This is a genomic window from Edaphobacter sp. FHG110511_03, assembly GCF_059115365.1.
Genome location: NZ_JBZYWL010000001.1, coordinates 150,820 through 171,232 on the forward strand (window position 1 = coordinate 150,820; position 20,413 = coordinate 171,232).

Sequence of the window (20,413 nt, forward strand, 5' to 3'; positions counted from 1 at the left end):
CCTTCTCTCAGCTGCGCAAACCTAGACTCGCGTAATCATGACTTCGGTGGACTTCATCAGGGCTGCCGCGGTCTGCCCTTTGCGGAGCTGCATCTCGCGAACGGCATCGGCGGTGATGATGGAGGTGATGCGCTGGTCGCCGATCGAGAGAACGACCTTGGCGAGCAGGCCGTCGATTTTGATCTCGACGATCTTTCCGATGAGCTGATTGCGTCCACTGACTCTCTGGAAGCGTTCACGCTTTTCTTTGGATTGGGGTGCTGTCTTTAACAGTGGAGCCAGGGCGCTGCGGGGGATCAGGTGGTGGCCGCCGGGAGTCTTCACGGTGGCAAGTTTTCCGCTCAGGATCCACTTCTTGATCGCCGGATAGCTGAGGCCGAGCTCGTCCGCTGCTTCACGGGGCTTCAGGAGCATGTCGGAGTTTGGCATGGGTTACCTCGATGGTGTGCGAATGAACCGTCTCCAGCAGTGTAGTGCAGACTTCGGTGTCATTTTCAGCACATCGTAAAGGTCGCGTGCAGGCTGCGCTTCCAAGGGAGCTCTATTTTGTGTGAAACAGCTTGCGATTGATGTCGGGCCAGAACTCTTTGAAGGTAAAGTTCGCCGAGTCGATGAGACAGCTTGTAAGCCATTTCTGGCCTACCTTGGTCCAGGTCTGATATCGGTCGGGGTAGTAGACCGTAGAGAGGCTCGCAGCCGATCCCGCTCCAAGGATCTCCGAGACGTTGAAAGTTTTGTTGCCGCTATCGTTCCGCGTAATCAGAACCCGGCTGGCGGCATAGAGAGCCCGCTTGCCGGGGTTGCCATGGCCCATCGTGTAGAAGCGATTGTCCTGATGAAAGACGACTGGCCAAAGGCCGGCGACCATGAAGTTCTCATCGGCGGTATCCAGGAGCGTGTGGTAGTAGTAGCGCCCGTAGCCAGCCACGCCTTGATGAAACTCCGGATAGGAGTTGCCGGCCATGGAGATGCCCGACTGAATTGCAGCAATGAAAAAGGAAGAGTAGTCGAAGCTGTTCTTTGCCGCGATCACAAATTTTTCTTTGGGACTCTGGGGCGGGAGCTTCGTATCTGCCGAGACTGCATTGAAGTTCGGCATGATCCCCAAGATGCGCTTTGTCTGCTTCGGCCCGGTCGAATCCTGCGGAGCAGGCGAAGCGGACGCAGAAGCGGGAGCAGGAGTGGTTCCCTGGGATTGCCCTGAGGGCTGCTGTATGGCCATGTGAGGGGCGTCCGGCAGAGACGCGAGATCGTCACGGGAGCTGCTGCTCTGATTGGCCTGCGCTTTCCCTTGAAGCGCACAGAAAGCCAATAAGCTCAGGCCATAGGCACAGGCATTAACAAGAGCAGGCAAACGTCGGGTGATGAGGGGCATAGTGACGCAATCCTACAGGAGCGAGTCACACTTTTCGTGATTTATTCACGATTACCCTTTCGTTTCAATCCCGGTGTTTTTGGCGACGGTCGTCAGGATCTCCAGCGCCTGGTCGATCTGCTCGCGAGTGTGTTCGCTGGTCATGATGGTGCGGATGCGAGCTTTGCCTTCAGGCACGGTCGGGAACGCGATTCCTGTAGCCATGAGTCCGGCATCGAAGAGCGCACGGGAGAACTCCATCGTCTTCCTGCCGTCGCCGATGATGATCGGGGTGATAGGAGTCTCGCTGGCTGGAGTGGACCTTCCGCCTACGTCGAAGCCAGCTGCGGTCAACTGCTCCTTGAAGTAGCGCGTGTTTGTCCACAGCCGCTCGATGCGCTCGGGCTCGCTTTCGAGAAGGTCGAAGGCCGCGATGCAGGTAGCAGCGACCGAAGGCGGGTGCGAGGTGGAGAAGAGAAAGGGGCGTGCGCGGTGATAGAGGTAGTCGATCAGATCCCGCGATCCGCAGACGTATCCGCCCAGCGCGCCGATGGCCTTCGACAGCGTTCCTACCTGCACATCGACACGCTGGGTGCAGTGGAAGTGATCCACGGAGCCGCGTCCATTTCTTCCCAGCACGCCGGAAGCATGGGCATCGTCGACCATCATCATCGCGCCATACTTGTCCGCCAGGTCGCAGAGCTTATCGACGGGGCCGATATCGCCGTCCATCGAGAACACGCCGTCGGTGATGATGAGCTTGCGTCCGGGCTCGTTCTGAATCTCCTTGAGCTGTTCCTCGCAGTGCGCGACATCCTTGTGGCGAAAGACCTTGATCTTCGCGCGAGAGAGTCGCGCTCCATCGATGATGCTCGCGTGATTCAACTCGTCGGAGACGATGAAGTCTTCTTTGCCAAGGATGCTCGAGACCGTGCCCGCGTTCGCGGTAAAGCCGGACTGGAAGACGACGCAGGCTTCCACACCCTTGAAGGCGGCGATCTTTTCTTCAAGCTCCATGTGGATGCGCATGGTTCCGGCGATGGTGCGGACAGCGCCCGAGCCGACGCCGAATTTTTCCGTTGCGGCAATCGCAGCCTCGCGAAGCTTCGGGTGATCGCAGAGACCGAGATAGTTGTTGGAAGCGAGGTTGATGACCTTCTTGCCGTCGTACGTGCAAACCGGACCTTGTTCATCGTCAAGGACGCGCAGCCTGAAGAATGTACCGCGCTGCTTCAGATCGTTCAATTGTTCCGTCAGATAGGCGAGTTGCGGACGAGAAGACGCACCAGTGCTCATAAAGTCCATCCTAAACCGTCATGTCTCTCAGGCAATCTTTCGTCCTAGAGGCAGCATCCAACTTACTGCATACGCTGGAGTTCAGAAATACTTTGCTGAATCAAACTCTGCGTGTGCTAAAACAGCGACTCAGAACGAAACGAGGCCCGCAGTAAAAAGATGAACGCTATAAAAAACTCCTCCCCAGCAATTAAATGGATTACAGCGGCTGTCCTGTCCGCAGCAATCTTTACCGGATGCACCAAATCAAAACAGGATCAGGCCCTTGAACAGGCAAAGAAACAGGCTGCAGCAACCGGGCAGGCGCAACAGGTTATCTCCGTCGATAAGAGCGGCAACACTGTAACCACCACCGTCCAGCCGCCTCTACCTGGACAGAATGGTCAGCAGATTACAACGACTGTAACCCCTGCCTCCACAGTGCCTGCGAACTCTCCTGCAGTGGCAGCAGGACAGCCCGCAGTCGCCGAGGGCCAGGCTGCTGTCGCCGATGCCTCGCAAAGCGCTGCACCAGTTAACGGTCAAGCCGCAACCCCGACTCCAGGCAATCCTGTGATTGTTCCTGCCGATGTGCGGATTCCCGCAGGAACTACGCTTGCGATTCGCATCAACCAGCACATCAGCGTGAAAGGCAGCAGAGCAGGCGATCGCTTTGACGGCGAGATCGTTGAGCCGGTGATGGGAGACAATAACCGCCTGATCGTGCCGAAGGGAACTCCCGTAGGTGGCGTGGTCGCGGCTTCGCATAAACGCGGACACTTCAAAGGCGCTTCAATCCTGCAACTGCAGCTGACTTCGATGACGCTGAATGGAACTCGATACCCACTTGAGACCAGGAGCATGACGCGCACCAAAAAGGGCAAAGGCAAGCGGTCGGCTGCCTTCATCGGCGGCGGCAGCGGCCTCGGCATGCTGATTGGTGGGCTGGCTACCGGAGGAACGGGACTTCTGATCGGCGGACTGGCTGGCGCGGGTGCGGGCACAGCAGCAGCTGGCCTTACCGGCAACGGAGATATCGACATTCCGTCGGAGTCTATCGTGCACTTCAAACTGGCCGACACACTCGCGATTCAACCCTGATGCTTCGGACAGTTTCAAGCATTCAAGCAGAAAAACGCCCTGGCAAATTGCCGGGGCGTTTTCTGCTTGCGAGGAAGACCTGCGTCTCTTCCAAATGCTTACTTCGCGTCCTCATACTCCTGGTGCCATGCCGTCTGGATCGCCTCCAGGATGCCTTCATTCGACTTCGCCGGATTTCCTACGAATCCCGGTAGCTCGGTCACATATTTGTGCAGGTCTGTGAACCGCACGGTATAGGGGTCCAGGTCCGGGAACTTCTCCTGCAGCTGAATCCCGATCTCCTCCGAGTCTGTCCAATCAATCTCACGCGGCATATTTCGTCTCCTCACGCATCCTGAATCGTCAGTCCTGCTTCACTGCAGCAGGCTTGCCTTCCTGCACGTAATTCCGATTCCACTTGGGAATTTCTACGATGTAGGTTCCCGGCTTCTCGATCACCGCCTGGCATCCCAACCGGGAGTTCAGCTGCACATCGGCTGCGGTCTCCATCCGGTCCAGCTCCTTGTCCTCAGGCTCCGAGATCCCCTTTTCGCCTTCCTTCACCCACAGGTGACAGGTCGTGCACGCGCAGACTCCGCCGCAGGCGTGATCCAGAAAGATGTCATAGTTCTCCGCCACATCCAGAAACGACATCGGCTCGCCGTGGCCTTCGTACGGCAGCGTGTCGAACGGAAACTCCACTGTCCTGCCCTCGGGCAGAAATGTCACCCGAACCATTCCCTCACCCGCAGGCTTCGACAGATCCACAACCTGGTCCTTGTTCGTCTCACTCATAATTAGTCTTCCGTCGACTCTCCGGCCGTAGCCTCGTCGTCTTTCGAATCCTCAATCCTCTTCGCCTCTGCCTCGGCAGCGGGCGAGTTATCGATATCCGCCTTTGCAAACGGATGTGGAGCGGTTGGCCCCTCTCCTATGCTCTCACCTGCGGCCTGCATCGTCTTGCCGCCCAGAGCTCCCGTCACCGTCGCATTCATCATCAGCTCCGCGAACCTCCGCGTCGCCTGGTCCAGCCGATCGATGGCGGCGCGAATCACTTTGTAATCCCCACCCTTCACCGAAGCCTTCAGCTCATTCTCAGTCTGCTCGATCTTTTCAATCTCCTGCGAGCTCAACTGTTGCCACGCCTGGTGCTTCCGTCCCTTCTCCACATGCGAAAGAATCCCCTCCGCCTCATTCTTCGCCTCGATCACCTGACGTGCGTGAATATCCTCCTCGGCGTTGTCGAACGACGACAGGATCATCTCCTCCACCTGCTCGTCGGTCAGGCCATAAGTCGGCTTTACCTCGACCTCCGCCTCTTTGCCGCTCCTCTGCTCGCGCGCGCTCACATGCAGGATTCCGTTCGCGTCGATCAGGAACTTCACTTCGATGCGCGGCAGACCCGCCGTCATCGGAGGAATTCCCTTCAGGTCAAACCGTGCCAGCGAACGGCAGTCCTTCGCCAGTTCGCGCTCACCCTGCACCACGTGGATCGCCACGTTCGCCTGCCCATCTACGCCCGTTGTAAAGTGCTCGGTCGCGCTCGCCGGGATCGTCGAGTTGCGTTGGATGATCTTCGCCACCACGCCGCCCAGCGCCTCGATCCCCAGCGACAGAGGGGTCACATCCAGCAGGAGCAGGTCCTCAATCGCCGCCGAGCCGCTTCCGCTCAGAATCTCCGCCTGTACCGCCGCGCCCAGCGCCACCACCTCATCGGGATTCAGCTCCGTGTGGGGCTTCTTGCCACGTGCGCTCAGCCCGAAGACCTCGTCGACCAGTTTCCGCACGGCCGGAATCCGCGTCGAGCCGCCGACCAGCACCACCTCATCGATCGCCGCAGCATCCAGCCCGGCATCTTTCAGCGCCTGTTTGCAGGGTCCCGCCGTCCGCGCGATTACACCTGCGATCAGACCTTCAAACTGCTCGCGTGTAATCTCGCGTAGATACTGCTTCCCGCTCGGCAGCGCAATATCCAGCTTCGCGTTCTCGTTCTCCGACAACCGGATCTTTGCCTCGATCACCGCCTTGCGGATCGCCTGCACGGTCTCGCCGTTGCCACGAACGTCCTCGCCCAGGTCTCCGGCGATATCGTCCAGCGCAATCGCAATCAGCAGGTTGTCGATATCGTCGCCACCCAGATGAGTATCCCCACCGGTCGCGATTACCTCGAAGATTCCCTCGTGCAGCTTCAGGATCGAGATATCGAACGTCCCGCCGCCGAAGTCATACACGGCGATCAGGCCGTCCTTGTTTTTGTCGAGTCCATAGGCGAGCGCGGCAGCTGTCGGCTCATTGACGAGTCGCAGCACTTCGAGTCCCGCGATCCTTCCTGCATCCTTCGTCGCCTGCCGCTGCGCATCGTTGAAGTAGGCCGGAACCGTAATCACGGCCTTCGTCACTGGAGCCTGGAAGAATCTCTCCGCATTTTTTTTCAGCTGCATCAGTACGTAAGCGGAGATCTCCGGAGGCGTCAGCATCAATCCGCCGACGCTTACCTTCAACACTTCGCCGGGCTTCAGATCCTCTGCCAGCTTGAAAGGAAACAACTTCAGCTCATCCTGGACATCCGCAATGTCGCGCCCCATCAGCCGCTTCGCCGAGTACACTGCGCTTGCCGAATCCGACATCAGCGTCGCCCGGGCGGCGTTGCCCACCTTTACGCCGTCATCGGTCCAAGCCACCACTGATGGCACCAGCCGGTCCCCATCTTCACCCGGAATTACCGTTGGCGTTTCACCCTGCATATACGCCACCAGGGAGTTCGTCGTCCCCAGGTCAATTCCAACTACGCGTTCATCTGCCATCAATAAAGTCCTTATCGCCAGCTCTTTGCTATTGTCCTACAATCGATCACTCGAGCGCGACCATGGCCCTCTAGCAGGGACCCGGCTTTGTCGAGACTGCGACATCTCAGATCCATCAACGTTCGCCAATGACGGTCCCGTTGGGGGCGTGATACTATCTCGCGACAAAGAGAGGTTAAAGGAGCAAATCGGCCCGGTTTTCTAGGGAGGCAGCGTGAGAGAAACTGTCTGTGCCGTTGGTCTGATATTGCTCGCGGTCGCCGCGCTTGGCGCAGGTCAGAATACTTTTCATCCTGACATTCCCAGGGTCTGGGACGACCAGGCTGTCGAAACCATGGAGGTCCCGCTGGCACAGCGCGACCGTTCGCCACGCTACATGAGCTCGGCCGAGTATTACGCGCTGAAGGTGCGACCGATCTATCGTTCGTATCCGGCGTACGCGAAGGGCCGGGAACCTGCGGGGTATCTGGAGTCGTTGAAACAGAAAGAACCGGAGATTATCTTTGACCCGGCCAAGCTGCATACCAAGGAAGACTGGATTCGTGCGGGCAAGCTGGTCTTCGAAGCGGAGACTCAATTCCGCCCCGCGCCTGCGGCTCAACCCTCGGCAGACGATCCGTTTGCACAGTCCGTCGGCGAGGATGGCGTGCTGCCGTTTTTTCTCCCCGGTTTTCGCTACTACGTACGGAAGAAGGGCATGCTGGAGGTTGGGTTTAACGCATGCGCCGGGTGTCACACGCGCACCCTGCCCGATGGCTCATTTTTCGAAGGTGGACAGGGCGTCCGCAATCCGCCTCTCTCGGAAGCAAGACTGCGCGCTTTACGCGAGAGCACGCCGGAGGACTTCCGCAAGGTAACGGACCGGGTATGGATGACCGTCGGCGCTCCCTGGGTGATGAGCAAAGAGGAGTTCGAGAAGACATTCACCAGGGAGGAGTACATTCGCTGGCTTGTAGCTCGGCGGCCTTCGGAATTAGCTCGCCAGGGGACGAGTTACACCCATCCCGTGCGCGTTCCTTCGCTGGTCGGCATATCCGATATCCGATACCTCGATGCCACCGGTTTGGTTCGCAACCGCTCTATTGGCGACATCATGCGTTATGCCGTCATCAACGAGGGACTCGATACGCTGGCGCACTACGGAGACTTTCAGCCAGCTCCGGGGTCCACCATCTTCAGCGGCGATGAGGGGACACGCTATAGCGATGAACAGCTTTATGCGCTTGCCCTGTACATCCAGTCACTCAAACCTCCGCCTAACCCGAACAAATTTGACGAGCACGCGCAGCGCGGCCAGCAGATCTTTAAGAACGAGGGATGCCCGATGTGTCACACGCCGCCGCTCTACACCAACAACAAGCTCACACCTGCCCGTGGATTCAAGGTCCCTGACGATCTTCGAAAGACTGACGACATCCTGGATATCTCCCTAGGCACGGATTCAACGTTGGCGCTGAAGACCCGCCGTGGAACGGGGTTTTACAAGGTTCCTTCATTACGGGGTGTCTGGTACCGCGACGCATTCGGCCATGGCGGCCAGGCTGCAACCCTGGAAGAGTGGCTCGATCCGGCACGACTGGAGGATGGGTATGTGCCCAAGGGATTTCATCTGGGCCCGGGGCCGATCGAAGGGCATGAAAAAGGCTTGAATCTCACACCTGACGAAAAGCACGATCTGATCGCGTTTCTGAGGACGTTGTAGTTCAGGTGCCTGATTCGCTTGCAAGCGAAATAGAGATGGGTGCCTGGGCTGGGCAGCACAGAACCTGTAATTGGCGCACAACAGGCGGTTCAGGTACAAGTCGGTCTCCGGACAATCCGTGGCATCCTTAAATAAGGCAAAAGATTTGTTTGGAAACATGAAGAAGACGACCTTTGACCGCAAGGCTGTCTAAGCGAACCGGGGATAAGAGGTCTAATTTCGCTTTCGCCAAGAGCAGATGCCATGCTTTACTTCGAGCGCAACCCCCATCCCGCTCTTGCACCCTTCATCCAGACTCTCTGGTATGTCCGCGACCCCGATGCTGCTCACTCCCGCCAGCGCGTTCTTCCTTCCGGCCGCGCCCAGATCGTCATCTCGCTCGCTCGCGACTACCTTACCGACGCCAACTGCGCCACCGATTCGCTGGCGCGCTCCTCGCCCGCACTCTTCCTCGGCCTTTACTCCGTCCACCAGCAGATCGACACCATCGACCTGGCCGAGCTCATCGGAATCTCTTTCCGCCCTGGCGGAACCCTTCCCTTCCTGCCTCACAATACAGCCCTGTTCACCAATCGCGAGACCCCGCTCGAAGAACTGTGGGGTAGTTCCCTGCGCTCCCTCCGCGACCGTCTCCGCGATACTTCCTCCCCTGCCCGAAAGTTCGATGTCGTGGAGGACTTTCTTCTGGACCATCTTCACCGCGCTCGCCCGAGCTCTCGTAATCCCCTCATCCACTTCTCGCTGAACGCGCTTCATGCCTCACCCGGCACAACCACTGTGGCCGAGCTGGCGCGCACCACCGGCTTCAGCTCCCGCTACCTGTCGCAGCTTTTCTCGGAACACATCGGGGTTCCACCCAAGCTCTATTGCCGGATCCTGCGTTTCCAGCAGGCGGTCCGGCAGCTCCACTCCGGTGCCGACATCCCCTGGCCCGAGCTTGCTCTTGCCTGCGGCTACTACGACCAGTCCCACTTCGCCAACGACTTTCGAGCCTTCTCCGGACTCAGCCCCACCAGCTACACCGCATCGAACCGTCCCTGGAGCAATCACATCTCGCTGGAATAGACAGTCCTAAATATCTATCGGAGCAGCGATAAAAGGACCACCAAGAAGCGGAACCCAGAAATTACCCCACCAGCTCCCGCCGCAGAGTCTCATGCAGCCAGGCCTCATACTCATCCCCCGTCCACCCACGTTCCCTGACCAGCATCCGGAAGACCTCACGGCTCGTCATCGTCCATAGGACCGCACGCGCCGCATCCTTACTTAGTCCCTCCCGTAGTAGCCCAGCCCGGTCCAGGGCATCAATCACCATCAGCTGAGAGTCGTATCTCTGGCAGTTGCGCTCGTCCTCCACCGCTGCCAGCTCCGGAGCCACCATCCCCGCTCCACTCAGCAGGTTCTCCACTGGAATCTCCGCTTCGTAGATCTTCCGCGCAAATCGTGGAGGAAACCTCAGCAGCGCCATCGGGTCGGTCACCTTCCTGGCCTCGGTGAGGAGCGCCTGATAGGCCTCCCCGAACCGCGCCCCGTCCAGCAGCTCCGAGACGATCCCCTTCTTCGAGCCGAAGATCGCATATACCGTCGGCACGGCCACTCCCGCAGCCTTCGCCACCGCCGGGATTGTCATCCCCGCGTAGCCCGTCTCCTCCAAAAGCCTTCGCGCCGCGTCCGCAATCCGCCGACGCGTGTCATCGGCCTGCCTCTGCCGGGCCGGGGAGTCGTAGACGCGTTTCTCGGCCACCTTGGCCGCACGCTTTGAGGCCTTTTCAGTCGTTTGCTTCTTCTTCAAAATCCTTTGACACCTTTTCGAAAGTATAGACATCTATTTGATATATGTTTCTATATTGAATATGAGAACCTATATGCCACGTCTTCCTCCTTCTCTTTTCGCAGCAGTTTTCCTCGCTCTTCTTCTTCCAACCTCAGTCCGTGCCCAAACCCAAGGAGTTCCCATGTCCGTCGTTACCGCCGACCACGCCGTCATCATTCACCGCTTTTATGAGGAGTGCCTCGACCAGCACCAATCCGCCGTCCTTCCCGAGCTCTTCACTCCCGGTGTCATCCTCCATTCCCCCAGTGGCGACTCGACCGGTCTCGCCGCTGTCGGCCAGACCGTAGAGCGTGTCCACACCCTGTTTCCCGGCCATCACTTCATCGTCGACGATGTCGTCGTCAACGGCGACAAGGCCGCTGCCCGGTGGACGATGACTGCCACCAACAGCGCACCGATCGCGGGGATTGCTCCCACGGGCCGCCCTATCACCCAGCAGGCGATCGTCTTTTATCGCTTCGAAGGCGGCAAAATCGCCGAGCTCTGGATCCAGCTCGACCAGGTCGGGGTCTTTCGCCAGATCGGGGTTGTGCTGCCCGGCGTTTCAATCCCCGTCTCCCAGCCGCCCGCAGCCTCAGCAGCGCGGTAACCACCAAACTCACTTTTACCGGTTAAGGAGAACAGATATGCGACTCACCCTTCTGGGAGCAACCGGCGGAATTGGCCAGCTCCTTCTCCCTCTCGCCCTGGATCAGGGACACGAGGTTACGGTTTTTGCGCGGGCGCCTCAGAAGATCAAGCGCACCGGCTCCCGGCTCCGCGTCGTTGGCGGCGACCTTTACGATCCCGATCAGATGGCCACGGCTATACGCGGCAGCGACGCTGTGCTCTCCGCCTTCGGCCCTACCACTTTGCGCCGCACTCACCTGCGCCGCGACTTCGGCCGGGTACTGGTCCAGGCCATGCGCTCGGCGGGGGTCAACCGCTTTATCCATGTTTCGAGCGCCTTTGTCTTTGGCGAAGGCGGAATGATCTATTCGGTGATGACCAACACTCTCTTCCGCAATGTCACGATCGATCATCGCGACGGCGACCATGAGATGTCCCAGCCCGATCTGGACTGGACCATCCTCCGTCCGCCACGCCTGCTGGATGGACCGGCCAGCGGCAAACTGCGTATCGTCAGCAACCACCTTCCCAAAGGCATGACCATCACGCGCGCCGACGTGGCCGGCTTCATGCTCCAGGAGGCGGTCCACCCGAACCATATCCATCAGTATGTTGGCCTGAGCAACTGAGCCTGCGAGAGAGAGTCAGCGGCGTATCTAGTGCGCCGCTGACTTTGAAAACAGATTCATCACCAGCACGCCGGCGATGATGAGGGTCATGCCTAACAATGCCGCCCGATCCAGCATCTGCCGGTAGAGCACCACACCCACCAGCGCGATGAGCACCGTGCCCAGCCCCGACCAGATGGCATAGGCGACCCCGATCGGGATTGTCTTGAGCGTCTGCGAGAGGCAGTAGAAAGCTGCTCCATAGCCGGCCACGACGGCAATGGACGGAAGCAAACGTGTGAATCCCTCCGAAGCCTTCAGGGATGAGGTCGCGAAGACCTCGCTGCAGATTGCGGCGGCAAGCCATAGATAGTTCATATCCCTATTTTCACGCCGATACCGAGTTCCGATTTTTCCAAGATATTTATCCGCGAGGGAGGCATGCTTACAACATGACAACTCCAACGGGTTCCACCGCCATTCCTTGTGTTCGCTACCGCGATGCCTATGCCGCTATCGACTGGCTCATTCGTGCTTTCGGGTTCCAGAAGAATGCGGTTTACCCGGGTCCGGACAATACTGTCGCTCACGCCCAGCTCACCCTGGGAGGAGGAGGCATGATCATGCTGGGCTCTGCAGACAACCAGACCGAATACGGCAAGCTGATGGTTCAGCCGGACGAGGTCGGGCTACGGGAGACAAAGGGCATCTACCTTGTGGTTCCCGACGCCGACGTCACCTATGCTTCCGCGAAACAGGCGGGCGCCGAGATGGTTCTCGACATCCGGGACATGGACTATGGAGGCCGGGGTTTCACCTGTCGCGACGTGGAAGGTCACCTCTGGAGCATAGGCACTTATGACCCGTGGCAACCCACGCCATAAACCTAACATTCCTGTGACACATCGCTGAGGACACCCTCTTTGCTCCGTGATAACGTCAGGCCATGGAACTTAACCCGTACGCTAAGTTTCTCGACGGAGAGGAGCCGATCTCCGTCATCACCGCCACTGTCAAACGACTTCATGACCTTATCGATCCTCTTTCGCCGGCACAGGCCGACCAGCCGGCTGAGCCAGGCAAATGGAGCATCCGCGAGATCGTTGCCCATCTGGCGGATTGCGAGCTGGTCTTTTCCATTCGCCTGCGGCAGACTCTGGCGGAAGGACACCACATTATTCAACCGTTCGACCAGACGATCTGGGGGGAGCGGTACGCCGCTTACGATCTGAACTCGGCCTTGGCGCTGTTCTCTGCTGCGCGAAACTGGAATCTCAAATTCCTTACCACCGTGACCGAGGACGACCGCCATCACCCGGCGACTCACCCGGAACGCGGAACGATGATTCTATGGACGATTGTCGAGACCATAGCGGGCCATGACCTGAATCATCTTCAGCAGATCGAACGCCTCGCTACCTTGGCTTGACCAGGGCGGGACGGGAAGATGCCGGACCGGCATCTTTGCCCAATCATTGACAATGCAAGTTGCGAAATGATAACCCGATGAGATGCTGGCTGAAGAAAAGACTGCCTCTCATGAAGAGATGCAGGCGCAGGTTGAGAGAATTCTGCGGAGCGATGGGTTCCGCAGCTCCGAAGTTCTGCGTAAATTGCTTGCCTATCTCGCCGAAAAGGCTGCGGGAGGCGAAGCGGACCAGCTGAAGGAATATATTGTCGCGATCGAAGGCCTGGGCAAGCCAGCATCGTACGATCCGCAACAGAATTCCACGGTCCGTATCCAGGTGGGAAGGCTTCGCCAGAAGCTGGCCGAGTATTACCGTACCGAGGGCATACGCGATCCTTTCATCATTGACCTTCCCAAGGGACGGTTCCGGCTGACCTGCGAGCCCCGGATTCATGAGGTAACAAACGCCCTGGTTGCACCTGCGGTCTTTGAACCTGTTCTCACACCGCCACTCCCACCGGTAACTGAAAATTCATGGCGCGGATTCGCCGCTGGACTTGGCGCCGGGCTTGCCGCGACCCTGCTGTGCCTTCTCGGGTTCCTTTGGTACAACTCTCACCGCAAGGCAGTGGAGCAAGCTTCGCAATGGCCCCCTGCGATGAATGAGTTGTGGAAGCCCTTCACCACCTCTACGCGGCCCTTGATTCTTTCCATCGAAGACCCGTTGTTTGTTGAGGTCCGTTCGAATCCGGGAATCTATTATCGGGATCGCTCGCTGAATGAATGGAAGGACGCGCAGGATTCTTCCGCCATTAAGCATCTATCGGAGAATTTGGATCGAGCGAACGTACAGCCAAGCCGCTATTACACGGCCTTTGGCGAGGCAGAGGCAGCCTTTCACCTGGGGAGACTGCTGGGGTCGCGCGCGCAGAACATCTCCATTATGCGCACCAGCCAGCTCTCGTGGCACCAGATCGCCGATAACAACATCGTGTTCGTCGGGGTCCAGAATCTGTTCTTCGAGCAGCTGCAGGGGATGCCCGTGGCAAGTGAGCTGGTGGCCAATCTTGAGGGCATCAAGAATACGCATCCGGCGGCGGGCGAACCGGTGTTCTATAGAGACGAATATGTGACCGCTCCCACGGAGCAGGGCGTGATTTATGCCCTGGTGACGCATGTAACGGGGCCGATGGGCAACAACGACGTACTCAGCTTTACGAGTATTCGATCGCCCGGCTATGTGGGTGCGGTGCGCTTCTTCACCAATCCGGACACCGCCCGAATGATTGTCGAGCAGTTGAAACAGGCCGACGGCGGAAAGATGCCGAGGGCCTACCAGGTTCTGTTGCGGGTCCGCTTTAAGGACAATGTTCCCACCGAGACGACTTATGTTCTGAACCGGATTCTGCACTAGGTTCCTGAGTTGGAACCCGGCATCGTAGCTTTGTCAGGCGATACAACCGCAGGTCCCATTCGGCTACGCTCAGGGCAGGCTCTTCGACTGCGCTGCGCTCCGCTTAGGATGACAGTTCTTATCTCCATCTATGACATCTTCAGAGCGACTTGTCTTCTACCTTGTCCATGGAAGTATCCTTCACTCCTCGCGTTCCACTGAATTGCAGGTCATCGATCTGTTTGAACACAAAGTTTGCTGAACCGGAGGGAGCCGGGCTTTTGACGCGGAAGAGGTCGAGCCCCTGAACGTTCTGCGCCCATAGGGCGGACCGGGGATCGGGCGAGGACAACGCAAACTCGACGTGAGAGACGTCGATGCCCTTGATGTTTCTCAGAAACAGGCCATGGGCAGGAAAGTCTCCCTGGCGCGTGGGATCGGGATAGCTCTTTTCGTACTGGCCGGGGATGAGATCGGCCATCGCCTTTGGGGCGTTCCCAACCTGGTGGAAGTAGATGTTCGAGAGATGAACGTCTTCGATAAGGGCGGAGGGAATACCCGCTACAATTCCTGGCTGAATCGAGTAAGAGTTGTAGCTGATGAAGTTGTCGATGAAGACACGCCGCACCGTGCCGACCTTTGCCTCGGCCGGTCCGCGCATGCGAGCGCAGAGGCGAATGTAGAGAGGAGCGACCGTGCATTCGCGCATGGTGATGTTGGTAATCGCGATATCTTCGAGCAGTGCGCCGTCCGCGCTCTCGAGGGCGATGCCGCGACTGCCCTCGCAGACGCAGTTGGAGATGGTGATGTTGCGAAAGCCGCCGTTCGATTCGGTGCCGCACTTGATGCGGCCGGTCGCCTCTTTGCTATTGGCGAGCTTGCCTACCTTGAAGGTTCCGTCGAGCAGGCTTCCGATTTCGTACTTGCCGGTGGTGTAGCAGTTGGTGATGGTGACGTTGTCGGTGGAGCGGGCGTAGCCGAGAGCGTAGGAGCTCTTGGGGCAGATGGCATCGTCCTCGGGAGAGTTGACGGTGCAGTTGGACACCCTTACGTTTCGGCAGCAGTCGATGTCGATGCCGTCACGGTCGGTGTCAATCTTCAGGTTATCGATGGTGACGTTGTCGACTCCCGTAAGCAGAAGGCCGAAGTGGCCGCCTTTGAGAATCGAAAAGTCACGAAAGATCACGTTGCGGCAGTTCTTCAGGGCGATTGCCTTGTTGCCGACGCCATCGGGCAGGACGTGATTGCCATGTCCGGCGGTGAGGCCGCGGCCCCAGATGAGACCGGGACCGGTGATGCTGAGGTCGTGAAGGTCTTCGCCCCACATGAGGGAGTTGTGCCAGTGGTTGTGGCCGAAGTCCTGAAAGGCATCCCATGCCGTCTTTGGCTCCGGAGCATCGTATTTGCCGCCGTTGTAGCCGGTGGCGTCGCCCGGTTTGGGTCCGTCGGCTGCGAGGACGGTGCAACCCTGGGCTAAATAGAGATCGACATAGCTCTTCAGGTGAATCGAAAAGCACATGTAGGTTCCGGCGGGAAAGAGCACTGTGCCTCCACCGGCTGCGGCAGCGGCTTCGATGGCGCGATTGATGGCAGGGGTGTCCACGGTCTTGCCGTCGCCCGTGGCTCCGAAGGTGCGCACGTCGAAGAGGGTCTGCACGGCGTGATGCGAGCGGGTTGGAGCGGCATAGGCGGAAGTGGAAAAAGCGGCGAGGCCTGCCCCGCCCAGTTTGAGAAGATCGCGTCGTGAGGATGACATTCGTTCGTCCTTTTAGTTCACAGGTGATTTTTCTGCGGGCGTTGCGGGGAGCGGAATCCCGACATGGTGAACCCAGCTGGTCCAGGTGAGGGTGTCCTTTTGGCGTTGCCATTCAGAGTCAGAGAAGACCTGAAGGCTTTCGCGAGGAACATTCGGGATGGTTGGATCGAGTGCCTGAAGGCCGCCTTCGGAGAGCTCGTTCTGGAAGCTCTGGCCGATGTGAGCGCCGGTCTTTGCGGCCCATTCACTGATGTGGGTCTCGGGCATCGAGGCGATGGATGCCGCGGTCCAATTGGGAAAGTGAAGCTGCTGGTTCAGCCACAACGCTGCTCGACGGGTGACGAAGTTCGGGCGATGGCCTGCTCCGTCAAACCACTCGGTTTGAAAGACGTTCTGGCGCGTGCCTGTGATCTTCGCTGTACGGTCGCGAAGATCGACGAAGAAGGCCTCGTCGGTGTGTTTGCTGGTGATCAGCTTATCGGCCGTGCCGTTGAGAAGCAGAGTAGGCCCGCGCTGCTGATTGAGCGCGTAGAGGACTGCGCCACGGTCGCCAAGCACGTTGAGCGCGCGGTAGGCTCCGGCCTGGCACATTAGCTTGGAGGTGTCCCAGTAGCCTTCGGGGCCATCGAGATTGCCTCCTCCGGAGAGGAGCAATGCGTGGAGGCGGTTGTCGAGGGCTCCGGCGATGGCCGAATGAAACGAGCCCATGGAGTAGGCTGCGACCGCAATTCTCTGCGGATCGACATCGCGGCGCTGGGCAAGATAACTGACTCCCTGCAGGATGTCGGCGATCATCTGGCCAGCCAGGCGACGCGGCGAATCTGTTCCGGGAAGGAGGGTGTCGTGCTCCTTGGTCTCGGAGCGGCGATTGGAGTTGCGCTCATCTTCGCCGAGCGGGTCGTAGGTGACGACGACGGCTCCAGCGCGCGCGTAGAGGATGCCGGAGTAGAAGGCGTACCAGGATGTCTTGTCGCCGCTATGGCCGTTCACGATGACGATGGCGGGCATGCGTCCGCGAACCGGCTTCTGAGGCTGGTAGACGATGGCGGGAATACGCATGCCGTTGGTGGTGGCGTAGGTAACGCGTTCGGCGGTAATGCCAGGGGCCGGAGAAAAGGTGCCAAAGGAGGCAGGCTCAATTGCGGGGAGTTTGTCCGGGATGAAGAGAGCGCGGCGAATCTGTGCCCTCCACTGCGTATATTGTTGCGGTGATGCGCCCTGCCGGCCTGGCTGGGCTCCGCAGAACGGAGCTGCCAGAGTCCAGAATGCAGTGGCCACGACAAGACGAGATACATGCACGCGGATCACTCAGGCCTGCACCTTCTCGAGCGGAGTCGAAGGCTGCTGGGAGCTGTCGAGATTGCCACTGAGAACCAGTTGGGCTCGCTCCGAGTCGAACTCGCCTTCCCACCGGGCGACCAGGATGGTCGCTACACCGTTGCCGATGAGGTTGGTGAAGGACCGCATCTCCGACATGAAGCGATCGACGCCGAGCAGGAGGGTGATTCCGGCTACGGGCAGGGTTCCGAGGGAGGAGAGGGTTCCTGCCAGCGTGATGAATCCACCACCCGTTACCGTCGCCGATCCCTTGGAGTTGAGCATGAGCACGAAGAGGATGAAGATCTCCTGCGCTAAGGTGAGGTGGGTGTTGGTAGCCTGCGCGATGAAGAGAGTGGCAACGGTGAGATAGATCGAGGTGCCATCGAGATTGAAGGAGTAACCGGCAGGGATGACGAGGCCGGTCACCACGCGGGAGCAGCCGAGGTTCTCCATCTTGATAAGCATCCGGGGAAGGACGGACTCAGAGGAAGAGGTGGCGAGGACGATGAGCAGCTCTTCACGCAGGTAGACGATGAATTTCCACAGATTGATGCCATTGGCCAGGCACAGCGCACCGAGGACGAGGAAGACAAATCCAAGGCTGGTGAGGTAGACGCAAAGAAGCAGCTTGCCCAGGGAAAGAAGCGTGGCTATGCCGTAGCGGCCTATGGTGAAGGCCATGGCTCCGAAGGCGCCAAATGGGGCCGCCTCCATGATGAGGGAGATGATCTTGAAACAGACTTTGTTCGCGGATTGCGCGGCTTGCAGAATGCGGCTCTCGGAGGGGAGCATCAGGAGGGCCATCCCGGTGAGGATGGCAAGCAAAAGGACCTGAAGGATCTCCCCCTTGCTGAACGCTCCGGTAAAGGTATCGGGGATGATGTTCAGGACGAAATCGACGCCACCAAGGCTCTCTGTCTGAGAGGTATACTGCTGGACCCCTTTGACATCAAGGGTGCGGACGTCAACATTCATGCCGCGCCCGGGTTGAACGACGCTGGCGACAACCATTCCCAGCAGAAGGGCGAAGGTGCTCACGACTTCGAAATAAATCAGCGCCTTGATGCCGATGCGGCCCAGCTTGCGCAGGTCTCCGACGTTCGCGATGCCGAGGACGACGCTCAGGAAGATGATCGGCGCCACCATCATCCGAACCAGCCTGATGAATCCGTCGCCGAAAGGCTTCATCGCCTGTGCCGCGTGCGGCCAGAGAAAACCCATGGCGATGCCAAGGATCACACCAGCCAGCACGCGGAAGTACAGGGTTCGAAAAAAGGACCGCTTCGAAGGCGCCATAATCAACAGATCCTCATCAGGTCGAGCGAGTTCGCTCCGCGCTTTCAGCGGTCGACGATTTTTACAAGGGTATAGGTGATCTGCCGGCCTGGCTCAAGCAGGAACTGGTGCGGCGTCCTGGCCGGGATACGGATAACGTCTCCAGCGGAGACATGCCGCGAGGTCCCGCCTTCGATGCTCGTACCCTGCTGCTCTTGCGGAGCCGAGGGATGCATACCTGTCCCCTTGCCTCCTACGATGAGGGTTGCCTCACCGCTCTGAACGATCATGACGTCTTCCTTGACCTCGTGCAGCTCGACGACCCCGCTCTTTTCGCGGTGCGATACGGAGAGGATATAACGGCCGTAATCGTCTTTGTGGCCGATGCCCTGAGGAGGCGTGCCTTTAGGCCAGATCGCTACTCCCGGGGGCAGTGCCTCCTGCTGAGCATGGCCGATGGTAGGGGCTATACCGAGCAGAGCCAAGGGTAAGAGAAGGAACAACTTCATCCTTTTACGACCTCATGCTTTGCGATGTAAGCCGGATCGATGTCGACGCCGAGCCCTGGGCCGGTCGGCACTTTGACGGTCCCATTCTCGTCGGAGAGGAGCGTGGAGGTCGCGCACTTAAAGGGGAGCGTATTATTGAACTCCTTGAACTCGTGATACGGGCCTGAGTTCGGGATGGCCGAGACGAAGTGCATCATGTAGACGTAGCCAAGCCCCGTGGACGAGATGTGGGGGATGGTCTGCTTGCCGAAGGCGTGGGCCATGCGGGCGACGCGCATGCAACGCACCATGCCGCCGAAGTAGAACATGTCCTGCTGGGTGATGGAGAGGCCGCCATTGGCGACCAGCCAGCGGAAGTTGTGCATGGAGGGCTCCTGCTCGCCGCCCGCGATGGGAATCTCGAGCGCGTCGGCGACCTGCCGGGTCTCCTCGTACCAGTCAAACGGCACCGGCTCTTCGTAGAAGGCGTACTTGTACTCCTGCATCAGCTTCCCGATGGGAATCGCCTGTTCGGGAGTATAGGAGCCGTTCGCGTCAGCGGAGATGACCATCTCATCGCCGAAGGTCTTGCGCACCAGCGGAATGAGCTTTTCGCTGCGGCCGACGGGGTACTCCACATGGCTCATACGGCCGCCGAGCTTGAACTTGATGGCCTTCGCGTGGGAGAGGGCAAGGTCGCGCTTCAGGTGCTCGATGACCTCTTCGGCCGAGTTATCTCGCTCGCCGTTTGCCTGATAGACGTTGATCTTCGGGTTATAGATCTTGTCGGAGATGAGAAGACCGATCGAACGGTTCGACATCTTGCCGAACATGTCGAGGATCGCGAACTCGATGGTCGCCAGCGGCACCCAGATCGCCAGGCTCTGAGCCTTGTAGTTCGATTGATAGACGGTGACCGCCTCGACGAGGTCTTCAAGATCGCGAGCGTCCTTCCCGACAAAGAACGGCGCCATCCGTTTCACCAGGACGGGATAAAAGATCTCCATCTGCTGCGCATTCGAGACCGAGATTCCCTCGTGGCCATCTTTGGACCGCACCCGGCAGATCCAGGAGTTTTTGTAGTGGAGCAGATCGACCGATTCGATAATGACGGGATCCTTAAATAGTTCCCGCTTGAAGACCGGCTGTTTAAGGATGGCGTCGAGCTTGGCGTAGCGTTCCTGGAGGGTTCCGGGAAGTCCGTGGCGAGGAGCGTTCAGAAACTGCCCTGAGGCGATACCCGGCATGGCAGCCGTCGCTCCTGCGGTCAGAACCCCTTTAATCAGATGACGACGATTCAGTTCCATCCTTATATCTCTCCTCTTTTTGGAACAACCGGGTGATATTGGTCCGATCTTTCTTTAGCGAAATCTTCCGAACGGCAACTTCAACCGGAATTTGCTTCTCCGTTTCGCTACCGGCGAAACAGGAGGCTAAAACCGAACAAAACTATAGCCGATTGCCATGGACTGCTGGGAGAAGGTGTGTAGTCAACATGTATCAGACC

General features: G+C 58.8%; 21 protein-coding genes. 8 read left to right on the forward strand and 13 right to left on the reverse strand.

Going from position 1 to position 20,413, the window contains the following annotated elements:
- Positions 1 to 21 precede the first annotated feature (21 nt).
- The 3 genes from AC5S26_RS00490 to AC5S26_RS00500 all read right to left on the reverse strand — a co-directional run bounded on the left by AC5S26_RS00490 (position 22) and on the right by AC5S26_RS00500 (position 2,650).
- Positions 22 to 429, reverse strand: a complete 408-nt coding sequence (locus tag AC5S26_RS00490; protein WP_494182883.1) for a TOBE domain-containing protein — start codon at positions 427 to 429, stop codon at positions 22 to 24.
- A gap of 112 nt (positions 430 to 541) precedes the next feature.
- On the reverse strand, positions 542 to 1,375 hold the full coding sequence (locus AC5S26_RS00495) for a hypothetical protein (protein ID WP_494182884.1): 834 nt from the start codon (positions 1,373 to 1,375) through the stop codon (positions 542 to 544).
- Between the two features lie 51 nt (positions 1,376 to 1,426).
- The gene (locus AC5S26_RS00500; RefSeq protein WP_494182885.1) at positions 1,427 to 2,650 is read right to left on the reverse strand and encodes a glycine C-acetyltransferase; all 1,224 of its coding nucleotides are present in this window, start codon (positions 2,648 to 2,650) and stop codon (positions 1,427 to 1,429) included.
- Positions 2,651 to 2,809: 159 nt separating this feature from the next.
- Here AC5S26_RS00500 and AC5S26_RS00505 point away from each other — a divergent pair, with 159 nt between their 5' ends.
- The gene (locus AC5S26_RS00505) at positions 2,810 to 3,730 is read left to right on the forward strand and encodes a hypothetical protein (RefSeq protein WP_494182886.1); all 921 of its coding nucleotides are present in this window, start codon (positions 2,810 to 2,812) and stop codon (positions 3,728 to 3,730) included.
- A 98-nt stretch (positions 3,731 to 3,828) separates the two neighbouring features.
- On the opposite strand, the gene iscX is transcribed toward AC5S26_RS00505, so the two are convergent.
- From iscX to hscA, 3 genes are read right to left on the reverse strand one after another with little or no spacing between them, the layout of a single operon-like run.
- Complete coding sequence (iscX, locus tag AC5S26_RS00510; protein WP_494182887.1) at positions 3,829 to 4,044, reverse strand: Fe-S cluster assembly protein IscX; 216 nt, start codon at positions 4,042 to 4,044, stop codon at positions 3,829 to 3,831.
- Positions 4,045 to 4,072: 28 nt separating this feature from the next.
- Entirely contained in the window at positions 4,073 to 4,504 is a 432-nt protein-coding gene (locus AC5S26_RS00515; protein ID WP_494182888.1) for a 2Fe-2S iron-sulfur cluster-binding protein, read from the reverse strand.
- 2 nt (positions 4,505 to 4,506) lie between these two features.
- Positions 4,507 to 6,513, reverse strand: a complete 2,007-nt coding sequence (gene hscA, locus AC5S26_RS00520) for a Fe-S protein assembly chaperone HscA (RefSeq protein WP_494182889.1) — start codon at positions 6,511 to 6,513, stop codon at positions 4,507 to 4,509.
- Between the two features lie 214 nt (positions 6,514 to 6,727).
- On the opposite strand from hscA, the gene AC5S26_RS00525 reads away from it, so the two are divergent.
- Together AC5S26_RS00525 and AC5S26_RS00530 are read left to right on the forward strand one after the other, a co-directional pair.
- Positions 6,728 to 8,215, forward strand: a complete 1,488-nt coding sequence (locus AC5S26_RS00525) for a hypothetical protein (RefSeq protein WP_494182890.1) — start codon at positions 6,728 to 6,730, stop codon at positions 8,213 to 8,215.
- Between the two features lie 243 nt (positions 8,216 to 8,458).
- Entirely contained in the window at positions 8,459 to 9,280 is an 822-nt protein-coding gene (locus AC5S26_RS00530) for a helix-turn-helix domain-containing protein (RefSeq protein ID WP_494182891.1), read from the forward strand.
- A gap of 61 nt (positions 9,281 to 9,341) precedes the next feature.
- Here AC5S26_RS00530 and AC5S26_RS00535 read toward each other — a convergent pair whose 3' ends face one another.
- A complete protein-coding gene (locus AC5S26_RS00535) occupies positions 9,342 to 9,959 on the reverse strand; it encodes a TetR family transcriptional regulator (RefSeq protein WP_494184587.1) in 618 nt (205 codons plus the stop codon).
- 211 nt (positions 9,960 to 10,170) lie between these two features.
- Between AC5S26_RS00535 and AC5S26_RS00540 the strand changes: the two genes are divergently transcribed.
- Together AC5S26_RS00540 and AC5S26_RS00545 are read left to right on the forward strand one after the other, a co-directional pair.
- A complete protein-coding gene (locus AC5S26_RS00540) occupies positions 10,171 to 10,638 on the forward strand; it encodes an ester cyclase (protein ID WP_494182892.1) in 468 nt (155 codons plus the stop codon).
- 37 nt (positions 10,639 to 10,675) lie between these two features.
- A complete protein-coding gene (locus tag AC5S26_RS00545; RefSeq protein ID WP_494182893.1) occupies positions 10,676 to 11,287 on the forward strand; it encodes an NAD(P)-dependent oxidoreductase in 612 nt (203 codons plus the stop codon).
- A gap of 27 nt (positions 11,288 to 11,314) precedes the next feature.
- Here the strand turns inward: AC5S26_RS00545 and AC5S26_RS00550 are convergent, their stop codons facing one another.
- Positions 11,315 to 11,644: a DMT family transporter gene (locus AC5S26_RS00550; RefSeq protein ID WP_494182894.1), complete on the reverse strand. Its 330-nt coding sequence runs from the start codon at positions 11,642 to 11,644 to the stop codon at positions 11,315 to 11,317.
- Positions 11,645 to 11,718: 74 nt separating this feature from the next.
- Between AC5S26_RS00550 and AC5S26_RS00555 the strand changes: the two genes are divergently transcribed.
- From AC5S26_RS00555 to AC5S26_RS00565, 3 genes are all read left to right on the forward strand, one after another.
- The gene (locus AC5S26_RS00555; protein WP_494182895.1) at positions 11,719 to 12,150 is read left to right on the forward strand and encodes a VOC family protein; all 432 of its coding nucleotides are present in this window, start codon (positions 11,719 to 11,721) and stop codon (positions 12,148 to 12,150) included.
- Between the two features lie 62 nt (positions 12,151 to 12,212).
- The gene (locus AC5S26_RS00560) at positions 12,213 to 12,695 is read left to right on the forward strand and encodes a DinB family protein (protein WP_494182896.1); all 483 of its coding nucleotides are present in this window, start codon (positions 12,213 to 12,215) and stop codon (positions 12,693 to 12,695) included.
- 82 nt (positions 12,696 to 12,777) lie between these two features.
- A complete protein-coding gene (locus AC5S26_RS00565; RefSeq protein WP_494182897.1) occupies positions 12,778 to 14,088 on the forward strand; it encodes a hypothetical protein in 1,311 nt (436 codons plus the stop codon).
- 139 nt (positions 14,089 to 14,227) lie between these two features.
- On the opposite strand, the gene AC5S26_RS00570 is transcribed toward AC5S26_RS00565, so the two are convergent.
- Genes AC5S26_RS00570 through AC5S26_RS00590 form a run of 5 tightly spaced genes read right to left on the reverse strand, consistent with a single transcriptional unit; the run spans position 14,228 to position 20,213 of the window.
- On the reverse strand, positions 14,228 to 15,823 hold the full coding sequence (locus tag AC5S26_RS00570; protein WP_494182898.1) for a rhamnogalacturonidase: 1,596 nt from the start codon (positions 15,821 to 15,823) through the stop codon (positions 14,228 to 14,230).
- 12 nt (positions 15,824 to 15,835) lie between these two features.
- Positions 15,836 to 17,122: an alpha/beta hydrolase family protein gene (locus tag AC5S26_RS00575; RefSeq protein ID WP_494182899.1), complete on the reverse strand. Its 1,287-nt coding sequence runs from the start codon at positions 17,120 to 17,122 to the stop codon at positions 15,836 to 15,838.
- Positions 17,123 to 17,131: 9 nt separating this feature from the next.
- The gene (gene dctA, locus AC5S26_RS00580; RefSeq protein ID WP_494182900.1) at positions 17,132 to 18,439 is read right to left on the reverse strand and encodes a C4-dicarboxylate transporter DctA; all 1,308 of its coding nucleotides are present in this window, start codon (positions 18,437 to 18,439) and stop codon (positions 17,132 to 17,134) included.
- Positions 18,440 to 18,483: 44 nt separating this feature from the next.
- Positions 18,484 to 18,927, reverse strand: coding sequence for a hypothetical protein (locus AC5S26_RS00585; protein WP_494182901.1), 444 nt, complete (start codon positions 18,925 to 18,927; stop codon positions 18,484 to 18,486).
- Positions 18,924 to 20,213 carry a mandelate racemase/muconate lactonizing enzyme family protein gene (locus tag AC5S26_RS00590; RefSeq protein WP_494182902.1) on the reverse strand — a complete coding sequence of 430 codons (1,290 nt, stop codon included), beginning with the start codon at positions 20,211 to 20,213 and terminating at the stop codon, positions 18,924 to 18,926. Before AC5S26_RS00590 ends, AC5S26_RS00585 begins: the two co-directional genes overlap by 4 nt.
- Positions 20,214 to 20,413 lie beyond the last annotated feature (200 nt).

Bases quoted from the DNA above. Each gene is read 5' to 3' on its own strand.
- AC5S26_RS00490 (WP_494182883.1), bottom strand. From the start codon at position 429: ATGCCAAACTCCGACATGCTCCTGAAGCCCCGTGAAGCAGCGGACGAG.
- AC5S26_RS00495 (WP_494182884.1), bottom strand. From the start codon at position 1,375: ATGCCCCTCATCACCCGACGTTTGCCTGCTCTTGTTAATGCCTGTGCC.
- AC5S26_RS00500 (WP_494182885.1), bottom strand. From the start codon at position 2,650: ATGAGCACTGGTGCGTCTTCTCGTCCGCAACTCGCCTATCTGACGGAA.
- AC5S26_RS00505 (WP_494182886.1), top strand. From the start codon at position 2,810: ATGAACGCTATAAAAAACTCCTCCCCAGCAATTAAATGGATTACAGCG.
- iscX (WP_494182887.1), bottom strand. From the start codon at position 4,044: ATGCCGCGTGAGATTGATTGGACAGACTCGGAGGAGATCGGGATTCAG.
- AC5S26_RS00515 (WP_494182888.1), bottom strand. From the start codon at position 4,504: ATGAGTGAGACGAACAAGGACCAGGTTGTGGATCTGTCGAAGCCTGCG.
- hscA (WP_494182889.1), bottom strand. From the start codon at position 6,513: ATGGCAGATGAACGCGTAGTTGGAATTGACCTGGGGACGACGAACTCC.
- AC5S26_RS00530 (WP_494182891.1), top strand. From the start codon at position 8,459: ATGCTTTACTTCGAGCGCAACCCCCATCCCGCTCTTGCACCCTTCATC.
- AC5S26_RS00540 (WP_494182892.1), top strand. From the start codon at position 10,171: ATGTCCGTCGTTACCGCCGACCACGCCGTCATCATTCACCGCTTTTAT.
- AC5S26_RS00545 (WP_494182893.1), top strand. From the start codon at position 10,676: ATGCGACTCACCCTTCTGGGAGCAACCGGCGGAATTGGCCAGCTCCTT.
- AC5S26_RS00550 (WP_494182894.1), bottom strand. From the start codon at position 11,644: ATGAACTATCTATGGCTTGCCGCCGCAATCTGCAGCGAGGTCTTCGCG.
- AC5S26_RS00555 (WP_494182895.1), top strand. From the start codon at position 11,719: ATGACAACTCCAACGGGTTCCACCGCCATTCCTTGTGTTCGCTACCGC.
- AC5S26_RS00560 (WP_494182896.1), top strand. From the start codon at position 12,213: ATGGAACTTAACCCGTACGCTAAGTTTCTCGACGGAGAGGAGCCGATC.
- AC5S26_RS00565 (WP_494182897.1), top strand. From the start codon at position 12,778: ATGCTGGCTGAAGAAAAGACTGCCTCTCATGAAGAGATGCAGGCGCAG.
- AC5S26_RS00570 (WP_494182898.1), bottom strand. From the start codon at position 15,823: ATGTCATCCTCACGACGCGATCTTCTCAAACTGGGCGGGGCAGGCCTC.
- dctA (WP_494182900.1), bottom strand. From the start codon at position 18,439: ATGGCGCCTTCGAAGCGGTCCTTTTTTCGAACCCTGTACTTCCGCGTG.
- AC5S26_RS00585 (WP_494182901.1), bottom strand. From the start codon at position 18,927: ATGAAGTTGTTCCTTCTCTTACCCTTGGCTCTGCTCGGTATAGCCCCT.
- AC5S26_RS00590 (WP_494182902.1), bottom strand. From the start codon at position 20,213: ATGGAACTGAATCGTCGTCATCTGATTAAAGGGGTTCTGACCGCAGGA.